Annotated in this window: 15 protein-coding genes; 12 read left to right on the forward strand and 3 right to left on the reverse strand. The window is 74.9% G+C overall.

All coding sequences use genetic code 11. The annotated features are described in order from the left end of the window. Positions 1 to 23 precede the first annotated feature (23 nt). Complete coding sequence (gene secG, locus ACQPYD_RS08965) at positions 24 to 260, forward strand: preprotein translocase subunit SecG (protein WP_267948988.1); 237 nt, start codon at positions 24 to 26, stop codon at positions 258 to 260. 81 nt (positions 261 to 341) lie between these two features. Then, complete coding sequence (locus ACQPYD_RS08970) at positions 342 to 719, forward strand: RNA polymerase-binding protein RbpA (protein WP_433700542.1); 378 nt, start codon at positions 342 to 344, stop codon at positions 717 to 719. A gap of 374 nt (positions 720 to 1,093) precedes the next feature. Here ACQPYD_RS08970 and ACQPYD_RS08975 read toward each other — a convergent pair whose 3' ends face one another. Then, positions 1,094 to 1,351 carry a hypothetical protein gene (locus tag ACQPYD_RS08975; protein ID WP_330157184.1) on the reverse strand — a complete coding sequence of 86 codons (258 nt, stop codon included), beginning with the start codon at positions 1,349 to 1,351 and terminating at the stop codon, positions 1,094 to 1,096. A gap of 132 nt (positions 1,352 to 1,483) precedes the next feature. On the opposite strand from ACQPYD_RS08975, the gene ACQPYD_RS08980 reads away from it, so the two are divergent. Next, positions 1,484 to 2,164, forward strand: a complete 681-nt coding sequence (locus ACQPYD_RS08980; RefSeq protein ID WP_433700543.1) for a hypothetical protein — start codon at positions 1,484 to 1,486, stop codon at positions 2,162 to 2,164. Here ACQPYD_RS08980 and ACQPYD_RS08985 read toward each other — a convergent pair. Continuing rightward, positions 2,156 to 2,917, reverse strand: a complete 762-nt coding sequence (locus ACQPYD_RS08985) for an IclR family transcriptional regulator (protein WP_433700544.1) — start codon at positions 2,915 to 2,917, stop codon at positions 2,156 to 2,158. The genes ACQPYD_RS08980 and ACQPYD_RS08985 overlap by 9 nt on opposite strands. 260 nt (positions 2,918 to 3,177) lie before the next feature. On the opposite strand from ACQPYD_RS08985, the gene ACQPYD_RS08990 reads away from it, so the two are divergent. The 7 genes from ACQPYD_RS08990 (at position 3,178) to ACQPYD_RS09020 (ending at position 12,517) form a co-directional block, all read left to right on the forward strand. Next, complete coding sequence (locus ACQPYD_RS08990; protein WP_433700545.1) at positions 3,178 to 3,918, forward strand: MerR family DNA-binding transcriptional regulator; 741 nt, start codon at positions 3,178 to 3,180, stop codon at positions 3,916 to 3,918. 131 nt (positions 3,919 to 4,049) lie between these two features. Further along, positions 4,050 to 5,597 carry a histidine ammonia-lyase gene (gene hutH, locus ACQPYD_RS08995; RefSeq protein ID WP_433700546.1) on the forward strand — a complete coding sequence of 516 codons (1,548 nt, stop codon included), beginning with the start codon at positions 4,050 to 4,052 and terminating at the stop codon, positions 5,595 to 5,597. Positions 5,598 to 5,653: 56 nt separating this feature from the next. Then, positions 5,654 to 7,312, forward strand: a complete 1,659-nt coding sequence (hutU, locus tag ACQPYD_RS09000) for a urocanate hydratase (RefSeq protein WP_433700547.1) — start codon at positions 5,654 to 5,656, stop codon at positions 7,310 to 7,312. After that, positions 7,309 to 8,550 carry an allantoate amidohydrolase gene (locus ACQPYD_RS09005; protein ID WP_433700548.1) on the forward strand — a complete coding sequence of 414 codons (1,242 nt, stop codon included), beginning with the start codon at positions 7,309 to 7,311 and terminating at the stop codon, positions 8,548 to 8,550. The genes hutU and ACQPYD_RS09005 overlap by 4 nt, the downstream gene beginning before the upstream one ends. A gap of 128 nt (positions 8,551 to 8,678) precedes the next feature. After that, positions 8,679 to 10,016 carry a formimidoylglutamate deiminase gene (locus ACQPYD_RS09010; RefSeq protein WP_433700549.1) on the forward strand — a complete coding sequence of 446 codons (1,338 nt, stop codon included), beginning with the start codon at positions 8,679 to 8,681 and terminating at the stop codon, positions 10,014 to 10,016. Next, positions 10,016 to 11,221, forward strand: coding sequence for an imidazolonepropionase (gene hutI, locus ACQPYD_RS09015; RefSeq protein WP_433700550.1), 1,206 nt, complete (start codon positions 10,016 to 10,018; stop codon positions 11,219 to 11,221). The genes ACQPYD_RS09010 and hutI overlap by 1 nt, the downstream gene beginning before the upstream one ends. Positions 11,222 to 11,419: 198 nt before the next feature. After that, positions 11,420 to 12,517: a GNAT family N-acetyltransferase gene (locus ACQPYD_RS09020; protein WP_433700551.1), complete on the forward strand. Its 1,098-nt coding sequence runs from the start codon at positions 11,420 to 11,422 to the stop codon at positions 12,515 to 12,517. 173 nt (positions 12,518 to 12,690) lie between these two features. On the opposite strand, the gene ACQPYD_RS09025 is transcribed toward ACQPYD_RS09020, so the two are convergent. Next, positions 12,691 to 12,966 (reverse strand): hypothetical protein, encoded by a 276-nt coding sequence (locus ACQPYD_RS09025; protein WP_433700552.1) that lies wholly within the window; start codon positions 12,964 to 12,966, stop codon positions 12,691 to 12,693. Between the two features lie 529 nt (positions 12,967 to 13,495). Here ACQPYD_RS09025 and ACQPYD_RS09030 point away from each other — a divergent pair. Both ACQPYD_RS09030 and ACQPYD_RS09035 read left to right on the forward strand, forming a co-directional pair. Next, positions 13,496 to 13,927 carry a DUF485 domain-containing protein gene (locus ACQPYD_RS09030; protein ID WP_433700553.1) on the forward strand — a complete coding sequence of 144 codons (432 nt, stop codon included), beginning with the start codon at positions 13,496 to 13,498 and terminating at the stop codon, positions 13,925 to 13,927. Continuing rightward, positions 13,927 to 15,720 (forward strand): solute symporter family protein, encoded by a 1,794-nt coding sequence (locus ACQPYD_RS09035; protein ID WP_433700554.1) that lies wholly within the window; start codon positions 13,927 to 13,929, stop codon positions 15,718 to 15,720. The genes ACQPYD_RS09030 and ACQPYD_RS09035 overlap by 1 nt, the downstream gene beginning before the upstream one ends. The last annotated feature ends 11 nt before the right edge of the window (positions 15,721 to 15,731 follow it).

Raw genomic sequence — 15,731 nt, forward strand, 5'->3', positions numbered from 1 at the left:
GGGGTCGAGCTACGGGTGAGCGTGTGATCCTCGGTCTGTCCATCTTCGTGATGCTTCTCAGCGTGCTGTTGGTCCTCCTGGTGCTCATGCACAAGGGCAAGGGCGGCGGCCTCTCCGACATGTTCGGCGGTGGCGTCACGTCCTCGCTCGGCGGATCCTCGGTGGTCGAACGCAACCTGGACCGGATGACCATCGTCATCGCGGTGGCGTGGATCCTCTCGATCGTCGTTCTCGGCCTGCTGATCAACCGGGGCATGTGACCCGCGAGCCGCGGGGCGCCCCCAGTCCACAGTCAAGCTCGCCCGATCATCCGGTGGGCCAGTTCGCTGAAGGAGTTTTTCGTGGGTAGTGGCAGTGCCATCCGTGGCAGCCGTGTCGGAGCCGGCCCGATGGGCGAGGCGGAGCGGGGCGAGGCAGCCCCGCGCGTGCGGGTTCCGTTCTACTGCGCGAACCTGCACGAGGTCGTGCCCAGTTTCGCGAGCGAAGCTCTGGTTCCCGACGAGTGGGACTGCCCGCGCTGCGGCTTCCCCGCGGGCAAGGACAAGGCGAACCCCCCCTCACCGCCGCGCACCGAGCCCTACAAGACCCACCTGGCGTATGTGAAGGAGCGCCGCAGCGAGGAGGAGGGCAAGCTCATCCTGAACGAGGCCCTCGCCAAGCTGCGTGCCGACCGCGCCGTGGTCGAGGCCCACATGAGGGCCGCCGCCGCGCAGAACTAGGCCGGGGTCCCGAAGACCTCGCGGAAGGGGTCCGTCGCCGTCGCGACGGGCCCCTTCCCGCGTTCGCGGCCGCCGCGGCGCTCGCGGCCGGCCCCTCTCGCCCGGAAGACCTCCGCTGTCACGGAGCGTGTGTGCTTAAAGTCGGAGAGTGGTGAAATTCGGGCCAGGTCGACTGAAAACCCTCCTTAGACATGAAGAAGGGAACAACTCTCTCATTCTCGGGACTGATGTGGCTGGTGGGACATAGGGTGATCGCCACGCACACCCCCGAAGCCCCTTGAGGAGATGGTGTCGATGTCAGCGTGTCCTACCGGTGGGGACCACGACTGGATTCTCGGCGACGACCGCAAGTTCCAGTGCGCCAAGTGCGGGGCTCAGAGCGCCCGGCGGTTCTGAGCCCCGGGACCGGGCTGCACGGTTCCGCGTCCGGCGAGCTCGCCCTTCTCCATGGCACGCCAGGTCACCGGCTCTCCCAGCGTCTCGGCCACCCCCTTGGCCCAGCGCTCCAGGGGAGCGAACTGCTCCGGCCCCTCCGGAAGCACGGTGCGGCCCTGGTAGGGCATGCCGTCGAGGACGATGACCTCGCCGTTGAGCCGCAGCTCGGTCTCGTACTCGTTCGCGTTGGGCCTCATGGACCGGACTCTAGTGGGCTGCCGCCCCGGCCGCCCGGACTTTGGCGGGATTGGCCGGGCGCGGCCACCGCCGGGCCCGTTCCAGGGGGTCGCGCCGCACGGAGCACCCGAAAGAGTTGGAAGAATGGGGGCATGGCCTCCCCCGAAAACGCGGACGTGCCCCCTGCGGCGCGGGGCATCCCCTCGGACCTGACCCAGCCCCCCGGCGGTGTCTCGCACCTGCGCCGGTACGTCAGCCTGCGCGGCCCCAACACGCGGATGTGGATGACCGCCGCGTACTTCTCGGGCGCCCTCACCCTGGGCTTCCTGGTCGTCCTGGGATCCATGGTCTGGCACGTGCTGCGCGAGGAGACCACGGTCGGCTCGGTCTCGCTGTGGGCGGTGGCCGGCCTGACCATGCTCTTCGTCGGACCGGGGAGCAACCTCCTCATGGTGCGGGGCCTGCCCCAGCGCATCACCCGCCAGGGCATCAGCGCCGACAGCGACGGCGTCACGGTCCTCCAGGAGCGCAAGTGGTGGTTCCCGGGCGAGGGGACGTTCATCGCGTGGCCCGAGATCCGCCGCGTCCGCGAGGTGCACACGGGCGGGCGCCGGCTGACGTACTTCATCGAGTTCGTGCTCGACACCCACCGCACCGGGACCGAGCTGCCGAGCTGGGCGGAGACCGCCGAGAGCCTCGGACTGGACCCGGTGGACGCGCCCACGCAGTTCTACGTGCAGGTGCCCAAGGAGCACAAGGAGCGGATCCTGCGGATGGTGGAGCGCACCGCGCCGCTGCCCTCCGTCGTGGAGCGGACCCCGCCGCTACGGTGAGGCGCGCCCGTCCAGCCGCCGGGTCAGCTCCGCGGCGGCGTCGCGCGCCCTCCCGGCGAGCGCCTGCGGGGTCACCGGTCGCGCGCTCGGGACCGTCAGGCTGATCGCCGCGGCGGGGTGGCCGTTGTGGTCCGAGGCCGCCGCCGCCACCGACACGAACCCCTCGGTGACCTGGCCGTCCTCGATGGACCAGCCCTGGCGCCGCTCCTGCTCCAGGAGCCGCCGCAGCTCCCCGGGGGTGGTCGGCCCGCGCCCGGTGCGGTCGGTGAACGCCGCCGCGTCGGGGTACAGGGCACGCACCTGGGCGCGCGGCAGGCGCGCCAGCATCGCCCGCCCCGACGCGGTCAGGTGCGCGGGCAGGCGCACCCCCACCCCGGTGATCAGCGGCGCGGCGTGCGGCGGCTGCTCCTTGAGCAGGTACAGGGTGTCGGCCCCGTGCAGCACGCCCAGGTGGGCGGTCGCGCCGGTGCTCTCGGTGAGCTGGTGCAGCAGGGGGCGGGCCAGCCGTTCCACGCCGTCGTGGCGCAGATAGGCGGAGCCGATCTCGAACGCCGCCACGCCGAGGCCCCAGCGGCGCTCCTCCGGAAGGTGGGTCACGAACCCCTCCTCCGCCATGGCCTCCAGCAGCTGGTAGACGCTGGAGCGCGGGAGGCCGAGCCCGGCGGCGATGGCCGAGGCGGACACCGGACCGGGGCGCGCCGCCAGGAACCGGAGCAGCCGCAGGGCCCGTGTCGCGGCCGGAACGAGGCTCATGCGCCGATTGTCCCACGCCCCGCCGTCCCCGGCAGGTGCCGAACGGCCCCGGCCCGCCCGTCTCCTCCACCCAGGGCGGCGCGGACCTGGGCGCGGAAGGCCTACCGGCCGTCCCGGGTCTCCGGCGGCGGTGCGGGGCGCGGAGGGGGAACCCCCTGCGCCCGGTCCCGGCGCCTTCGCCCTATCCTCGAAAGAACCGTTGAGACCTCGGCCGGCCCCGCCGCGCAGATCTCCGGAAAAGTCTCCAACCAGGGAACACGATGCGACCATCCGACCTCGCGCACGAGCACGGTATCTCGACCCAGGCGGTACGCAACTACGAGCGGGACGGGTTCCTGCCGCCCGCAGAGCGGACCCCCAGCGGCTACCGGGTCTACACCGAGGCGCACGCGGCGGCCCTGCGCGCCTACCTCGCCCTGGTCCCGGCCCACGGGTACCCGTCCGCGGGCAGGATCATGCGGGCGCTCCACGACGGCCGGACCGAGGACGCCCTGGAGGCCATCGACCGGGGCCACCTCCAGCTGCTCCGCGACCGGGAGACCCTCGCCGCGGTGCGGGAGGCGGTCGGCCGCCTGGCGGGGCGGGCCGGCGCCGCTCCTGAGCCGACGGCGGACACCGGGACCCGCACCGTCGGCGCGCTCGCGCGCCGCCTGGGCGTCACCCCGGCGACCCTGCGCAACTGGGAGGCCGCCGGCATCCTCGCCCCCGGGCGCGACCCCTCCACCGGTTACCGCGTGTTCGGCCCGCACGACGTCCGCGACGCCGAGCTGGCCCACCTCCTCCGGCGCGGGGGCCACCCCCTGGGGCACATCGCCGCGGTGGTCGAGCGGATCCGGACGGCGGGGGGCGCCGACACCCTGGCCGGCGCCCTGGAGGACTGGCAGGGCAGGCTGACCGCGCGGGGCGCGGCCATGCTCCACGCGGCCGCCCTGCTCAGCCGGGTCCTGGACGCGCGGACGCGGGTCGGGTCGGGCCGGACCTCGGGGGCGCCGCCCGGCTGAGGACCGGACGCGCCGGAGCCGCGCCCGTCCGCCCCGGCCGCGGTCGGCGGAGGGCGCCCGCGTCTGAGATGTCAGACGGAACCGCCGTGTCAGCGCTTCACCCGGGGCCGTCCGGGCGGTCCAATGGGGGCATGTCCACAGCAGTTCCTCCCGTCGTCGTCGGCGGCGCCCCGCTCACCCCGGCCCAGGTCCTCGACGTCGCGCGCCACGGCGCCCGCGTCATCCTCTCCGAGGAGTCCCGCAAGGCCGTCCGGCACGGCCGGGAACGGGTCGAGGCCCTCGCCCGGGGCGAGGTCCCCGCCTACGGGGTCAGCACGGGCTTCGGCGCGCTCGCCACCCGCCACATCGCCCCCGACCTGCGCGCCCGTCTCCAGCGCTCGCTCATCCGCTCGCATGCGGCGGGCACCGGGCCCGAGGTCGAGCGCGAGGTCACACGCGCCCTCATGCTCCTGCGCCTGCGCACCCTGGCCTCCGGCAGCACCGGCGTCGAGGCCGCCACCGTCGAGACCCTCGCCGCCCTGCTCAACGCCGGGATCACACCGGTCGTCCACGAGTACGGCAGCCTCGGCTGCTCCGGCGACCTGGCGCCGCTGTCGCACGTGGCGCTCGCGCTTATGGGCGAGGGCGACGTGCGCGACGCGGCCGGTGAGGCCAAGCCCGCCTCCACCGCGCTGCACGAGGCCGGGATCCGCCCGGTGGAACTGGGCGCCAAGGAGGGCCTGGCCCTCATCAACGGCACCGACGGCATGCTCGGCATGCTCGTGCTGGCCTGCACGGACCTGGAGCGGTTGCTCAAGGTCGCCGACATCACCGCCGCGATGAGCGTCGAGGCGCTGCTGGGCACCGACAGGGTGTTCGCCGACGAGCTCCAGCGGCTGCGCCCGCACCCGGGGCAGGCCGCCTCCGCCGCCAACCTGCGCGCCCTGCTGGCCGACTCCCCGATCGTCGCCTCCCACCGCGGCCCCGACTGCAACCGCGTCCAGGACGCCTACTCCCTGCGCTGCGCCCCCCAGGTCGCGGGAGCGGCGCGCGACACCCTCGCCCACGCCCTCCTCGTGGCCGGGCGCGAACTCGACAGCGTCATCGACAACCCCGTCGTGCTCGACGACGGTCGGATCGAGTCCAACGGCAACTTCCACGGGGCGCCCGTCGCCTACGTCCTCGACTTCCTCGCCATCGCGGTCGCCGACACCGCGTCCATCGCGGAGCGCCGCACCGACCGCATGCTCGACGTGTCCCGCTCCCACGGGCTGCCCGCCTTCCTCGCCGACGACCCCGGCGTGGACTCCGGGCACATGATCGCCCAGTACACGCAGGCCGCCATCGTCTCCGAACTGAAGCGCCTGGCCGTCCCCGCCAGCGTCGACTCCATCCCCAGCTCGGCCATGCAGGAGGACCACGTGTCCATGGGCTGGTCGGCCGCCCGCAAGCTGCGCCGCGCCGTGGACGGCCTGACCAGCGTGCTCGCGGTGGAACTGCTCACCGCCGCCCGCGCCCTGGACCTGCGGTCGCCGCTGCGGCCCGGCCCGGCCACCGGCGCCGTCCTGCGCGCCGTCCGGGAGAGGGTCGACGGCCCCGGCCCCGACCGCCACCTGGCCCCCGAGATCGCCGCCGTCGCGGCCATGGTCGCCGACGGATCCGTGGTCGGGGCGGCCGAGACCGTCACCGCGCTCGCCTGACCCCGGCGCGGCCCGGCACCGGGCCGCGCCGGCCCACCACGAACGAGGAGCCCCGCATGAGCACCCCGCGTACCGTCCGAGCCGCGCGCGGCACCGCACTGTCCGCCAAGGGCTGGCCGCAGGAGGCCGCCCTGCGCATGTTCCACAACAACCTCGACCCCGAGGTCGCCGAGCACCCCGAGGAGCTGGTGGTCTACGGCGGTACCGGCAAGGCGGCGCGGGACTGGCGCAGCTTCGACCGCATCACCGCCTCCCTGCGCGACCTGGAGGGGGACGAGACGCTGCTCGTGCAGTCCGGCCGGCCGGTCGGCATCATGCGCACCCACGAGTGGGCCCCGCGCGTGCTGATCGCCAACGGCAACCTCGTGGGGGACTGGGCGAACTGGCCCGAGTTCCGCCGCCTGGAGGCCCGGGGCCTCACCATGTACGGGCAGATGACCGCCGGGTCGTGGATCTACATCGGCACCCAGGGCATCCTCCAGGGCACCTACGAGACCTTCGCCGCCGTCGCCGCCAAGAGGTTCGGCGGAACGCTCGCCGGGACGATCACCCTCACCGCGGGCCTCGGCGGCATGGGGGGAGCGCAGCCGCTCGCCGTCACCATGAACGACGGCGTGGCCGTCGTGGTCGAGTGCGACGGCAGCCGCATCGACCGCCGCATCGAGCACCGCTACCTCGACGTGCGCGCCGACGGCCTCGACCACGCCCTCGACCTCGCCGTGAAGGCGCGGGACGAGCGGCGGCCCCTGTCGATCGGCGTGCTCGGCAACGCCGCCGAGGTGTTCCCCGAACTCCTGCGCCGCGGAGCCCCGGTCGACGTCGTCACCGACCAGACCTCGGCCCACGACCCGCTCGCCTACCTGCCCGCGGGCGTCTGCGTCGAGGACTGGAAGGACCTGGCCCGGGCCGAGCCCGAGGAGTTCACCCTCCGGGCGCGCGAGTCCATGGCGGCGCACGTGGAGGCCATGGTCGGCTTCCTCGACGCGGGCGCCGAGGTGTTCGACTACGGCAACTCCATCCGCGACGAGGCGCGCGAGGGCGGGTTCACCCGGGCGTTCGACTTCCCCGGGTTCGTGCCCGCCTACATCCGCCCGCTCTTCTGCGAGGGCCGCGGGCCGTTCCGCTGGGCCGCGCTGTCCGGGGACCCCGCCGACATCGCGCGCACCGACCGTGCCGTCCTCGACCTGTTCCCCGAGAACGAGCACCTGGCCCGGTGGATCCGCCTGGCGGGGGAGCGGGTGGCGTTCCAGGGGCTCCCCGCCCGCATCTGCTGGCTGGGCCAGGGCGAGCGCGCCGCGGCCGGGCTGAGGTTCAACGAACTGGTCGCCTCCGGCGAGATCTCGGCGCCGCTGGCCATCGGCCGCGACCACCTGGACACGGGCTCCGTGGCCTCCCCCTACCGCGAGACCGAGGGCATGAGGGACGGCTCCGACGCCATCGCCGACTGGCCGCTGCTCAACGCGCTCGTCAACACCTCCTCCGGCGCGTCCTGGGTGTCCGTCCACCACGGCGGCGGCGTGGGCATGGGCCGCTCCCTCCACGCCGGTCAGGTCAGCGTCGCGGACGGCACGGACCTGGCCGCCGCCAAGCTGGAGCGGGTGCTCACCAACGACCCCGCCACGGGCGTCATCCGCCACGTGGACGCCGGGTACCCCGAGGCCGAGCGCGTCGCCGAGGCGCACGGCGTCCGCGTCCCCATGAAGGAGGGCGAGTGAGCTTCGACCGCCTGTGGGCCGACCTGGAGCCCGTGGGACGCGACGCCGGGAGCGGCGGCTACCGCCGCCACGCCTGGACGGGCGCCGACACCGACGCCCGAGCCTGGTTCACGGAGGCCGCGACCGCGCGCGGGCTCGACGTGCGCGCCGACCGCAACGGCAACCTGTGGGCCTGGTGGGGCGCCCCCGGGCCGGGGGCGGTGGCCACCGGGTCCCACCTGGACTCGGTGCCCGACGGAGGGGCCTTCGACGGTCCGCTCGGTGTCGCCTCCGCCCTGGCCGCCGTGGACGAGCTGCGCGGGCGCGGGGTCGCGCCCGCCCGCCCGCTCGCCGTCACGGTGTTCGCGGAGGAGGAGGGCGGCCGGTTCGGCGTCCCGTGCCTGGGCAGCAGGCTGAGCGCGGGAGAGGTCTCCCCCGAACGCGCGCGCGGACTCACCGACTCCTCCGGGGTCACCTGGGGGCAGGCGATGGAGGCCGCCGGGCACGACCCGGCGGCGATGGGCGCCGACCCCGGGGCCCTCGCCGACCTGGACGTGTTCGTGGAGCTGCACGTGGAGCAGGGGCGCGCGCTGGAGGACACCGCGCACCCGGTGGGCGTGGCCGCCTCGATCTGGCCGCACGGCCGCTGGCGGATGGACTTCACCGGACGCGCCGACCACGCCGGGACCACCCGGCTCGACGACCGCAGCGATCCCATGCTGCCCTTCGCGCACGCGATCCTGGCCGCGCGCGCCCAGGCGGAGCGGCACGGCGCCCGCGCCACGGTCGCCAGGGCCCTGATCGACCCCAACGGCACCAACGCCGTCCCGTCGCGGGTCAGCGCCTGGCTGGACGCCCGCGCCGCCGACGCCGCGTCCCTGGAGGCGGTCGTCGACGGGGTCCGCGCGGCCGCGGCGGGCGCCGCACGCGACCACGGCGTGGGCTACGCGATGGACGCCGAGTCCCTCACACCCCTGGTGGAGTTCTCGCACGGCCTCCGCGACCGCCTGGCCGCCGTGGTCGGGGCGGGGGCCCCGGACCCGCGCGTACCGCTGCTGCCCACGGGCGCCGGGCACGACGCGGGCGTGCTCGCCGCCCACGTGCCCACCGCCATGCTGTACGTGCGCAACCCGACCGGGGTGTCCCACTCCCCGCAGGAGTACGCCCGTCCCGAGGACTGCCACGCCGGGGTGCTCGCCCTGGCCGACGTCCTCCAGGACCTCCTCGCCCGCCCCGTCCGCCGGGGCGGCGCCCGGTGACCGGCGCTCTGGGGGCGGTCCCGGGCGGGCCGCCGCGGGCGGGGGGCGCCGCCGCAACCGCTCCGGGCGGGCCGGGGGCCCGGACCGCGGGGGCCCGGACCGCCGGGGGCGGGGCCGAGCCGCGCCGCGTGTGGTGCGAGTGGGCCTGGACCGGGGCCGGGGACGGGAGCCCCGAGTACGGCGTGCTCGTCGAGACCGCCGGGGGCCGCATCACCGCCGTGAGCCCGGGAGCCGCCGCGCCCGCAGGAGCCGAGACCCTCACCGGCCTCACCCTGCCGGGCCTGGCCAACGCGCACTCGCACGCCTTCCACCGGGCCCTGCGCGGGCGCACCCACACCGGCGGCGGGTCGTTCTGGACCTGGCGCGAGGCCATGTACCGCGTCGCGGACCGGCTCGACCCGGACACCTACCTGCGGCTGGCCAGGGCCGCCTACGCGGAGATGGCCCTGGCGGGCGTCACCTGCGTGGGCGAGTTCCACTACCTCCACCACGCCCCCGGCGGGACCCGCTACGCCGACCCCAACGCCATGGGCGCGGCCCTGGTCCGGGCGGCGGCCGAGGCCGGGCTCCGCATCACCCTGCTGGACGTGTGCTACCTGGCCGGCGGCCTGGACCCCGGCGGGGCGCACCGGCCGCTGGAGGGGGCCCAGCGGCGCTTCGGCGACGGCGACGCCGCACGGTGGGCCGACCGGGCGGCCGGGTTCGTTCCCGTCGGTGACCACGCGCTGGCGGGCGCCGCCGTCCACTCGGTACGGGCCGTCCCCGCCGCGCAGCTGCCCGACGTCGTCGCCTACGCCGCCGACCGCGACGCGCCCCTGCACGCCCACCTCTCCGAACAGCCGGCCGAGAACGCGGCCTGTCTGGCCGCCTACGGCCGCACCCCGGCACGGGTGCTCGGCGACGCGGGCGTGCTCACGCCGCGCACCAGCCTCGTGCACGCCACCCACCTCACCGACGACGACGTCGGCGCCGTCCGGCTCTCCGGCGCCACCGTGTGCCTGTGCCCCACCACCGAGCGGGACCTGGCCGACGGCCTGCCCCGCACCGGCGACCTGCTGCCCGCCCCGATCGCCCTGGGCACGGACCAGCACGCCCAGCTCGACCTGTTCGAGGAGGCCCGGGCGGTCGAGCTCCACGAGCGCCTGCGCACCCACAGGCGCGGCACCCTGGGAACCGGCGCGCTCCTGCGCGCCGCCACCGCCCACGGGCACGCCTCCCTCGGCTGGGAGGACGCGGGCGCGCTGCGGGCCGGGGCGCGCGCCGACCTGGTCAACATCCCCCTGGACGGCGTCCGGCTGGCCGGGGCCGACCCCGCGCGCGCCGCCGACGCCGTCGTCTTCGCGGCCTCCGCGGCCGACGTGCGCCACGTGATGGCCGACGGCCGCTGGACCGTCCGCGACGGCGTCCACACGCTCGTGCCCGACACCGCGCACGAACTCGACACGGTGATCAAGGAGATCCACTGATGGCCGACGTGCCCGAGAGCATCCTCATCGACGACATCGCCACCCTGGTCACCAACGACCCCTCCCGGGGCCGCGGCGCCGTGGGCGAGATCCGGGACGCCGCCCTGGTGGTGCAGGGCGGCAGGGTGGCCTGGGCGGGCCCGCGCTCCCAGGCGCCGGACGCCGACGCGAGGGTCGACGCGGCCGGGCGCTGCGTCGTCCCGGGTTTCGTGGACAGCCACTCCCACATCGTGTTCGCGGGGAACCGCAGCCGCGAGTTCGCCGCGCGCATGAGCGGGCAGCCGTACTCGGCGGGCGGCATCCGCACCACCGTCGCCGCCACCCGCGAGGCCTCCGACGCCGACCTGCTCGCGGGGGCGCGGCGCCTCGTGGGCGAGGCCCGCGCCCAGGGCACGACCACCCTGGAGGTCAAGTCCGGCTACGGGCTCACCACGCGCGACGAGGAGCGCTGCCTGGCCGTCGCCGCCCGGGTCACCGACGAGGTGACCTTCCTCGGCGCGCACGTGGTCGCCCCCGAGTACGCCGACGACCCCGCGGGCTACCTGGACCTGGTCACCGGTCCCATGATGGACGCCTGCGCGCCCCACGCGAGGTGGGTCGACGTCTTCTGCGAGCGCGGCGCCTTCGACGAGGACGCCTCCCGCCGCGTCCTCACCGCGGGGAGGGAGCGCGGCCTGCTGCCCAGGGTGCACGGCAACCAGCTGGGCGAGGGGCCGGGCGTGCGCCTGGCCGTCGAACTCGGCGCCGCCTCCGTGGACCACTGCACCCACCTGTCCGCCGCCGACGTGGAGGCCCTGGCCGAGGCCGGCGGACGCCCCGAGCCCACGGTCGCCACCCTGCTCCCGGGCGTGGACTTCTCCACCCGCCAGCCCTACCCGGACGCACGCGCCCTCATCGACGCGGGGGCGGTCGTCTCCCTGGCCAGCGACTGCAACCCCGGTTCCTGCTTCACCTCCAGCCTGGCCTTTTGCATCGCCGTCGCGGTCCGCGACATGGGCATGACCCCGGACGAGGCGGTGTGGGCCGCGACGGCGGGCGGTGCGCGGGCCCTGCGCCGCACCGACGTCGGCCACCTCGCCCCGGGCGCGCGCGCCGACCTCACCCTGCTCGACGCGCCCGACCACGTCCACCTGGCCTACCGCCCCGGGGTCCCGCAGGTCGCGGCGGTCTGGAAGGACGGGGAGCTGGTCGCCGGACGGCCCTGACCCGGGGCCGCCCGCCCGGACGACGGAGTATGACGCGGGGAGGTCCGGGGCCCGTGAAAAGCCGTCCGAACTCAACGGGCGGCTAACGTCCGCGAAACCTGGGCCGCCCACTCTGGTTCCACGTCGGTGCGCGTCCCGCCGCCGCGGAACAGCGTCGTTCCGGGGCGGCGGGTGCACCTTCTCCCAGGGAGGGCCGCAGTGAGCCTTTGGCGGATCAGGACGGCTGTCGAGGACCGGCCGGGCGGGCTCGCCGGGGTCGTCGGCGCCCTCGCGCGCTGCGGCGGGGACATCGTCGGACTCTCCATCCACACGGACGTGTCCGGGGTGGTCGACGAGTTCGTCGTCGACATCCCCGGCGACCACGCCGTCGCCGTCCGGGCGCTCGGCGAGCACTGCCCCACCGGCACGGTCACGGCCGTCCCCGCCCAGAGGCGCGAGGTCGGGGACGACGTCACCCGGGCGCTGCTGCTCACCGCGAGGCTGCGGTCGCACCCCAACGGGCTCCCCGACGCCCTGGCCGAACTCCTGGCGGCGGACGGGGCCCACTGGACCAACCTGACCAGTGTCGAGGAGGCCGCCGATCCGGCGGGCACCGCCATGCTGGTGCCCGTCGGACCGCTCCGCGGCGTCCTCGTCCGGCGGCGGTCGCACGCCTTCACCTGGACGGAGTCGAGCCGGGCCGAGGCGCTGGTGCGCTCGGTGATGCCCTCGACCGGGCCGGTGCCCACCGACCGGACCGTCCGTACCGCCGGGGGCGAGGAGCTGTCCCTGCGCCAGGTGCGCGAGGCCGACGCGCCCGCGCTGAGCGGCCTCCACCGGCGCTGCTCGGCGGAGACCGTGCGCAGCCGCTACTTCGCGGGGATGGCGGAGCTGAGCCCGTACATGCTGAGGGTGTTCTGCGACCCCGGGCGCGGGCTCACCCTGGCGGTGCGCCCCCGGGGCGGGGAGGACCCGGTGGCCCTGGGCCACCTGATGTACACCCTCGACCCGGGGGTCGGCGAGATCGCCTTCCTGGTGGAGGACGCCTGGCAGGGGCGCGGGGTGGGCACCGCCCTGGCCCGCGAGCTGACCGTGATCGCCGCGGACTGGGGCCTGGCCGAGGTGCGGGCGGAGACCGCGCTGGCCAACGCCGGGATGATGCGGATCATGCGGCGCTTCGGCGCCTCCGTGCGCTTCCACGGGGAGGGCGGCCCGTACGTGCAGGCCCGGGTTCCGGTCGCCGAGGCGCTGCAGGGGGGACCGGGCGGGGCCGCGCGGCACGGCGGCAGGCTAGCCCGGCTGATGGGCCAGGGCTGAGCGGTCCGGCGGGCGCCGGCCGCGCGGCCCGCGGCGGGACGCGTGTCCGCGGGGCGGGGCCGCGAGGACGCGGGGGCGGCGACCACCGGGGGTGTCGCCGCCCCCGCTCGCGGTTGACGCGATGAGGTGTCTCCTGGGGCACGGGAGGACCGTTCCCCGGAGGTCTCCTGCTGCTACTCGCCGTCGCTGTCCGCGGCGTCGTCGCCGTTCCCGGAATCCTCGGTGGAGGAGGGGGAGGACTTCTTGGTGACGCGGCGCTTCTTCACCGGACGCGAGTAGTCGACGAGGGGCTCCAGGCGGGCTTCGTGCTCCTTGAAGCACTCGCCGCAGGCGTCGACCTCACGGACGGCGCCGTCCCAGGCGAACTGGATGACCTCACTCGCCTCGACCTTCTCCTCGCGAACGGCGTGGGGATCGCAGTACTTGCGCGTGAAGACCTCGGTGACCACGGCGGGGATTTCCCTTCGGTATCGCGTGAATGTGCGGACCCCTTAATCATACACCTGTACGAACGCGGAAACCGGCTGAACGCCGGGGTTCCGTCATGGGTTCGGGGTCGCCCCGAAGCCTAGCGAAGACCGGCGACATATGCGCCAACGTGTGGCGCGAGTGCCCCCGGTGACCAGCGGGTCCGCTTGGTGCGGGAGGGGCTGTGATCCCGGTCGCGCGGGGCCGGGGGCGGTTCGGGCGCCGCCGCCGCGACCCGGGAAATGGCGCCGGGGCGATATGGGGCCGGGTGATCGACTTCTCTCTTCTTCGTCCGATTTCTCGTGTCGGCGCGCCGGAATTCCGGGAAGTGGATGTGCGAATTCGGTGAACGCGGAGTGGTGCGCGTGGCTAGTGTGTTGCCGATCCGGAGCGGGCCGCCCAGCGGGCGGAGCCGTCCCGGAAAACCGGTGGGGGGAGCACGCGGGGTGCGCACCGGCGAATGGCGGGTCCCGCGGGGAGCGGGCGCGGTCGAGGAACGGGGGGAGCGTCGTGGTCGAGTACATGGAGGGCGCGTACCGGGGGCGTGTCGGAGACCGGGGGGAGCACTTCGGCGACCGTGAGGGCAGGTCGGAGGCGGAGCGGCGCCGTGCGCGCGCGGAAGCGGCGCACGCGTGCGAGCGCATGTCGGTCGATCCGGGCTTCGTGAAACTCCGAAGGGGATTCACGCTCCAGGCGGTCCTGCTGGTGTCGTCATTCCTTCTCGGTTACCTGTCCTATCTGCTCCTGTCCGCGTACGCGCGCGATTTCATGAGCATCGAGATCGTGGATTCGGTCAACGTGGCACTGGTCATGGGAATCGGACAGTTCCTTCTCACGTTCGTGCTCGCCTGGGCGTTCAGCCGTTTCTCCGACCGCTCTCTCGACCCGCTGGCGCGGGAGGTCCGCGACCGGGCCCGCGCCGACGCCGCGGCGGTGCGCTGATGGCCGCCGCGGCCGACCCCTCCGCGGGAGCCGCGGACGGCGCCGCCGCGGGGGACGGCGCCGTCCGCGCACAGGCCCTCGCCGACGGCGCCGCGGTCGTGCCGGGGGGCGTGCTGGAGGGCCAGTTCGGCATCGCCCACGCGTGGACGATCGGCCTGTGCGCCCTCTTCGTCCTGGTCACCCTCGCCGTCGCCGTCCGCGCCAGGCGCACCACCCGGGGCGCGGTCGACTTCTACGCGGGCGGGCGCGGGTTCTCCAGCACGCAGAACGGGCTGGCCCTGACCGGCGACTACCTGTCGGCCGCGTCCTTCCTGGGCATCGCCGGGATGATCGCCCTCCAGGGCTACGACGGGTTCCTGTACTCCATCGGCTTCCTGGTGGCCTGGCTCCTGGTGCTGCCCATGGCCCAGCTGATGCGCAACACCGGCCGCTTCACCATGGCCGACCTGCCCGCCTTCCGCATGCGCCGGACACGGGTGCGCCTGGCCTGCGCCGTCTCCACCGTCACCGTGTGCGTGTTCTACCTCGTCGCCCAGATGGTCGGCGCGGGGGCCCTGGTCGCCGTCCTGCTCGGACTGCACGACGGCGGGACCTTCCTGGGGATGGACGCGGGGCAGGCGCGCACCGGGGCGATCGTGCTCGTCGGAGTGCTCATGATCGCCTACGTCATGTACGGGGGGATGAAGGCCGCCACCTGGCTCCAGATCATCAAGGCGGTCGCCCTGCTGGGCGCCACCGGCCTGCTCACGGCCCTCGTGCTCGCCCTGTTCTCCTTCGACCCGCGCGCCCTGCTCGGCGGGGCGGCCGAGGCCAGCGGGCACGGGCAGGCGTTCCTCGAACCCGGTCTGCGCCTCGGGGTGGAGGTGCCGGGCGACCCGGCCCGGACCCTGTTCAACAAACTCGACCTGATCAGCCTCGGACTGGCGCTGGTGCTCGGCACCGTCGCGCTGCCGCACATCCTCATCCGCTTCTACACCGTCCCCGACGGCCGCTCCGCGCGGGCCTCCGTGCAGCGCACCATCGTCATGGTCGGCGTCTTCTACCTCATGACGCTCGCGCTGGGGTTCGGCGCCGCCGCCCTCGTGGGCACCGACCGCATCCTCGCCCTCGACCCGTCCGGCAACACCGCCGTGCCGATGCTCGCGGAGGAGGTGGGACGGCTGACCGCGGGCCCCGCGGGCGCCGCCGTGCTCCTCGCCCTGATCTCCGCCGTGGCGCTGGCCACCATCCTCGCCGTCATCGCGAGCCTCACCCTGGCCTCCTCGTCCTCCATCGCGCACGACCTGTTCGGCCACGTCCTCATGTGGGGGAGGCCCCGGGAGACGCAGGAGGTGGGGGTGGCGCGACTCTCCGCCTGCCTGGTCGGCGGGATCGCCATCGTGCTCGCCGTCCAGGCCCGGGACCAGAACGTGGCCTTCCTGGTGGGGCTGGCCTTCGCGATCGCGGCCGCCGCCAACCTCCCGGTCATCGTGCTCACCCTGTTCTGGCGGCGCTTCAACACCCGGGGAGTGGAGTGGGGGGTCTACGGCGGGCTGTCGGCCACACTGCTGCTCATGCTCCTGTCCCCGGTCATGTCCGGCATGACCGACCCGGTGACCGGCGAGAACCTCTCCGTGCTGCCCGCGGGGATCGACGTCCAGGTCTTCCCCATGGAGAACCCGGCCCTGGTCGCGGTGCCGGTCGGCTTCGCGTGCGCGATCGTCGGCAGCCTGCTCTCGGCCGAGCGCAACACCGCCAGGTTCACCGAACTCCGCGTGCGCTCCCTGACCGGCTGGGGCGCCGACCAGGACTGAGCGGACCGCGG

Source organism: Nocardiopsis sp. CA-288880, assembly GCF_050955985.1.
GTDB lineage: Bacteria > Actinomycetota > Actinomycetes > Streptosporangiales > Streptosporangiaceae > Nocardiopsis > Nocardiopsis tropica.

Coding starts and splice junctions, on each gene's coding strand:
- ACQPYD_RS08975 (WP_330157184.1), bottom strand. CDS start 1,351: ATGAGGCCCAACGCGAACGAGTACGAGACCGAGCTGCGGCTCAACGGC.
- ACQPYD_RS08980 (WP_433700543.1), top strand. CDS start 1,484: ATGGCCTCCCCCGAAAACGCGGACGTGCCCCCTGCGGCGCGGGGCATC.
- ACQPYD_RS08985 (WP_433700544.1), bottom strand. CDS start 2,917: ATGAGCCTCGTTCCGGCCGCGACACGGGCCCTGCGGCTGCTCCGGTTC.
- ACQPYD_RS08990 (WP_433700545.1), top strand. CDS start 3,178: ATGCGACCATCCGACCTCGCGCACGAGCACGGTATCTCGACCCAGGCG.
- hutH (WP_433700546.1), top strand. CDS start 4,050: ATGTCCACAGCAGTTCCTCCCGTCGTCGTCGGCGGCGCCCCGCTCACC.
- hutU (WP_433700547.1), top strand. CDS start 5,654: ATGAGCACCCCGCGTACCGTCCGAGCCGCGCGCGGCACCGCACTGTCC.
- hutI (WP_433700550.1), top strand. CDS start 10,016: ATGGCCGACGTGCCCGAGAGCATCCTCATCGACGACATCGCCACCCTG.
- ACQPYD_RS09035 (WP_433700554.1), top strand. CDS start 13,927: ATGGCCGCCGCGGCCGACCCCTCCGCGGGAGCCGCGGACGGCGCCGCC.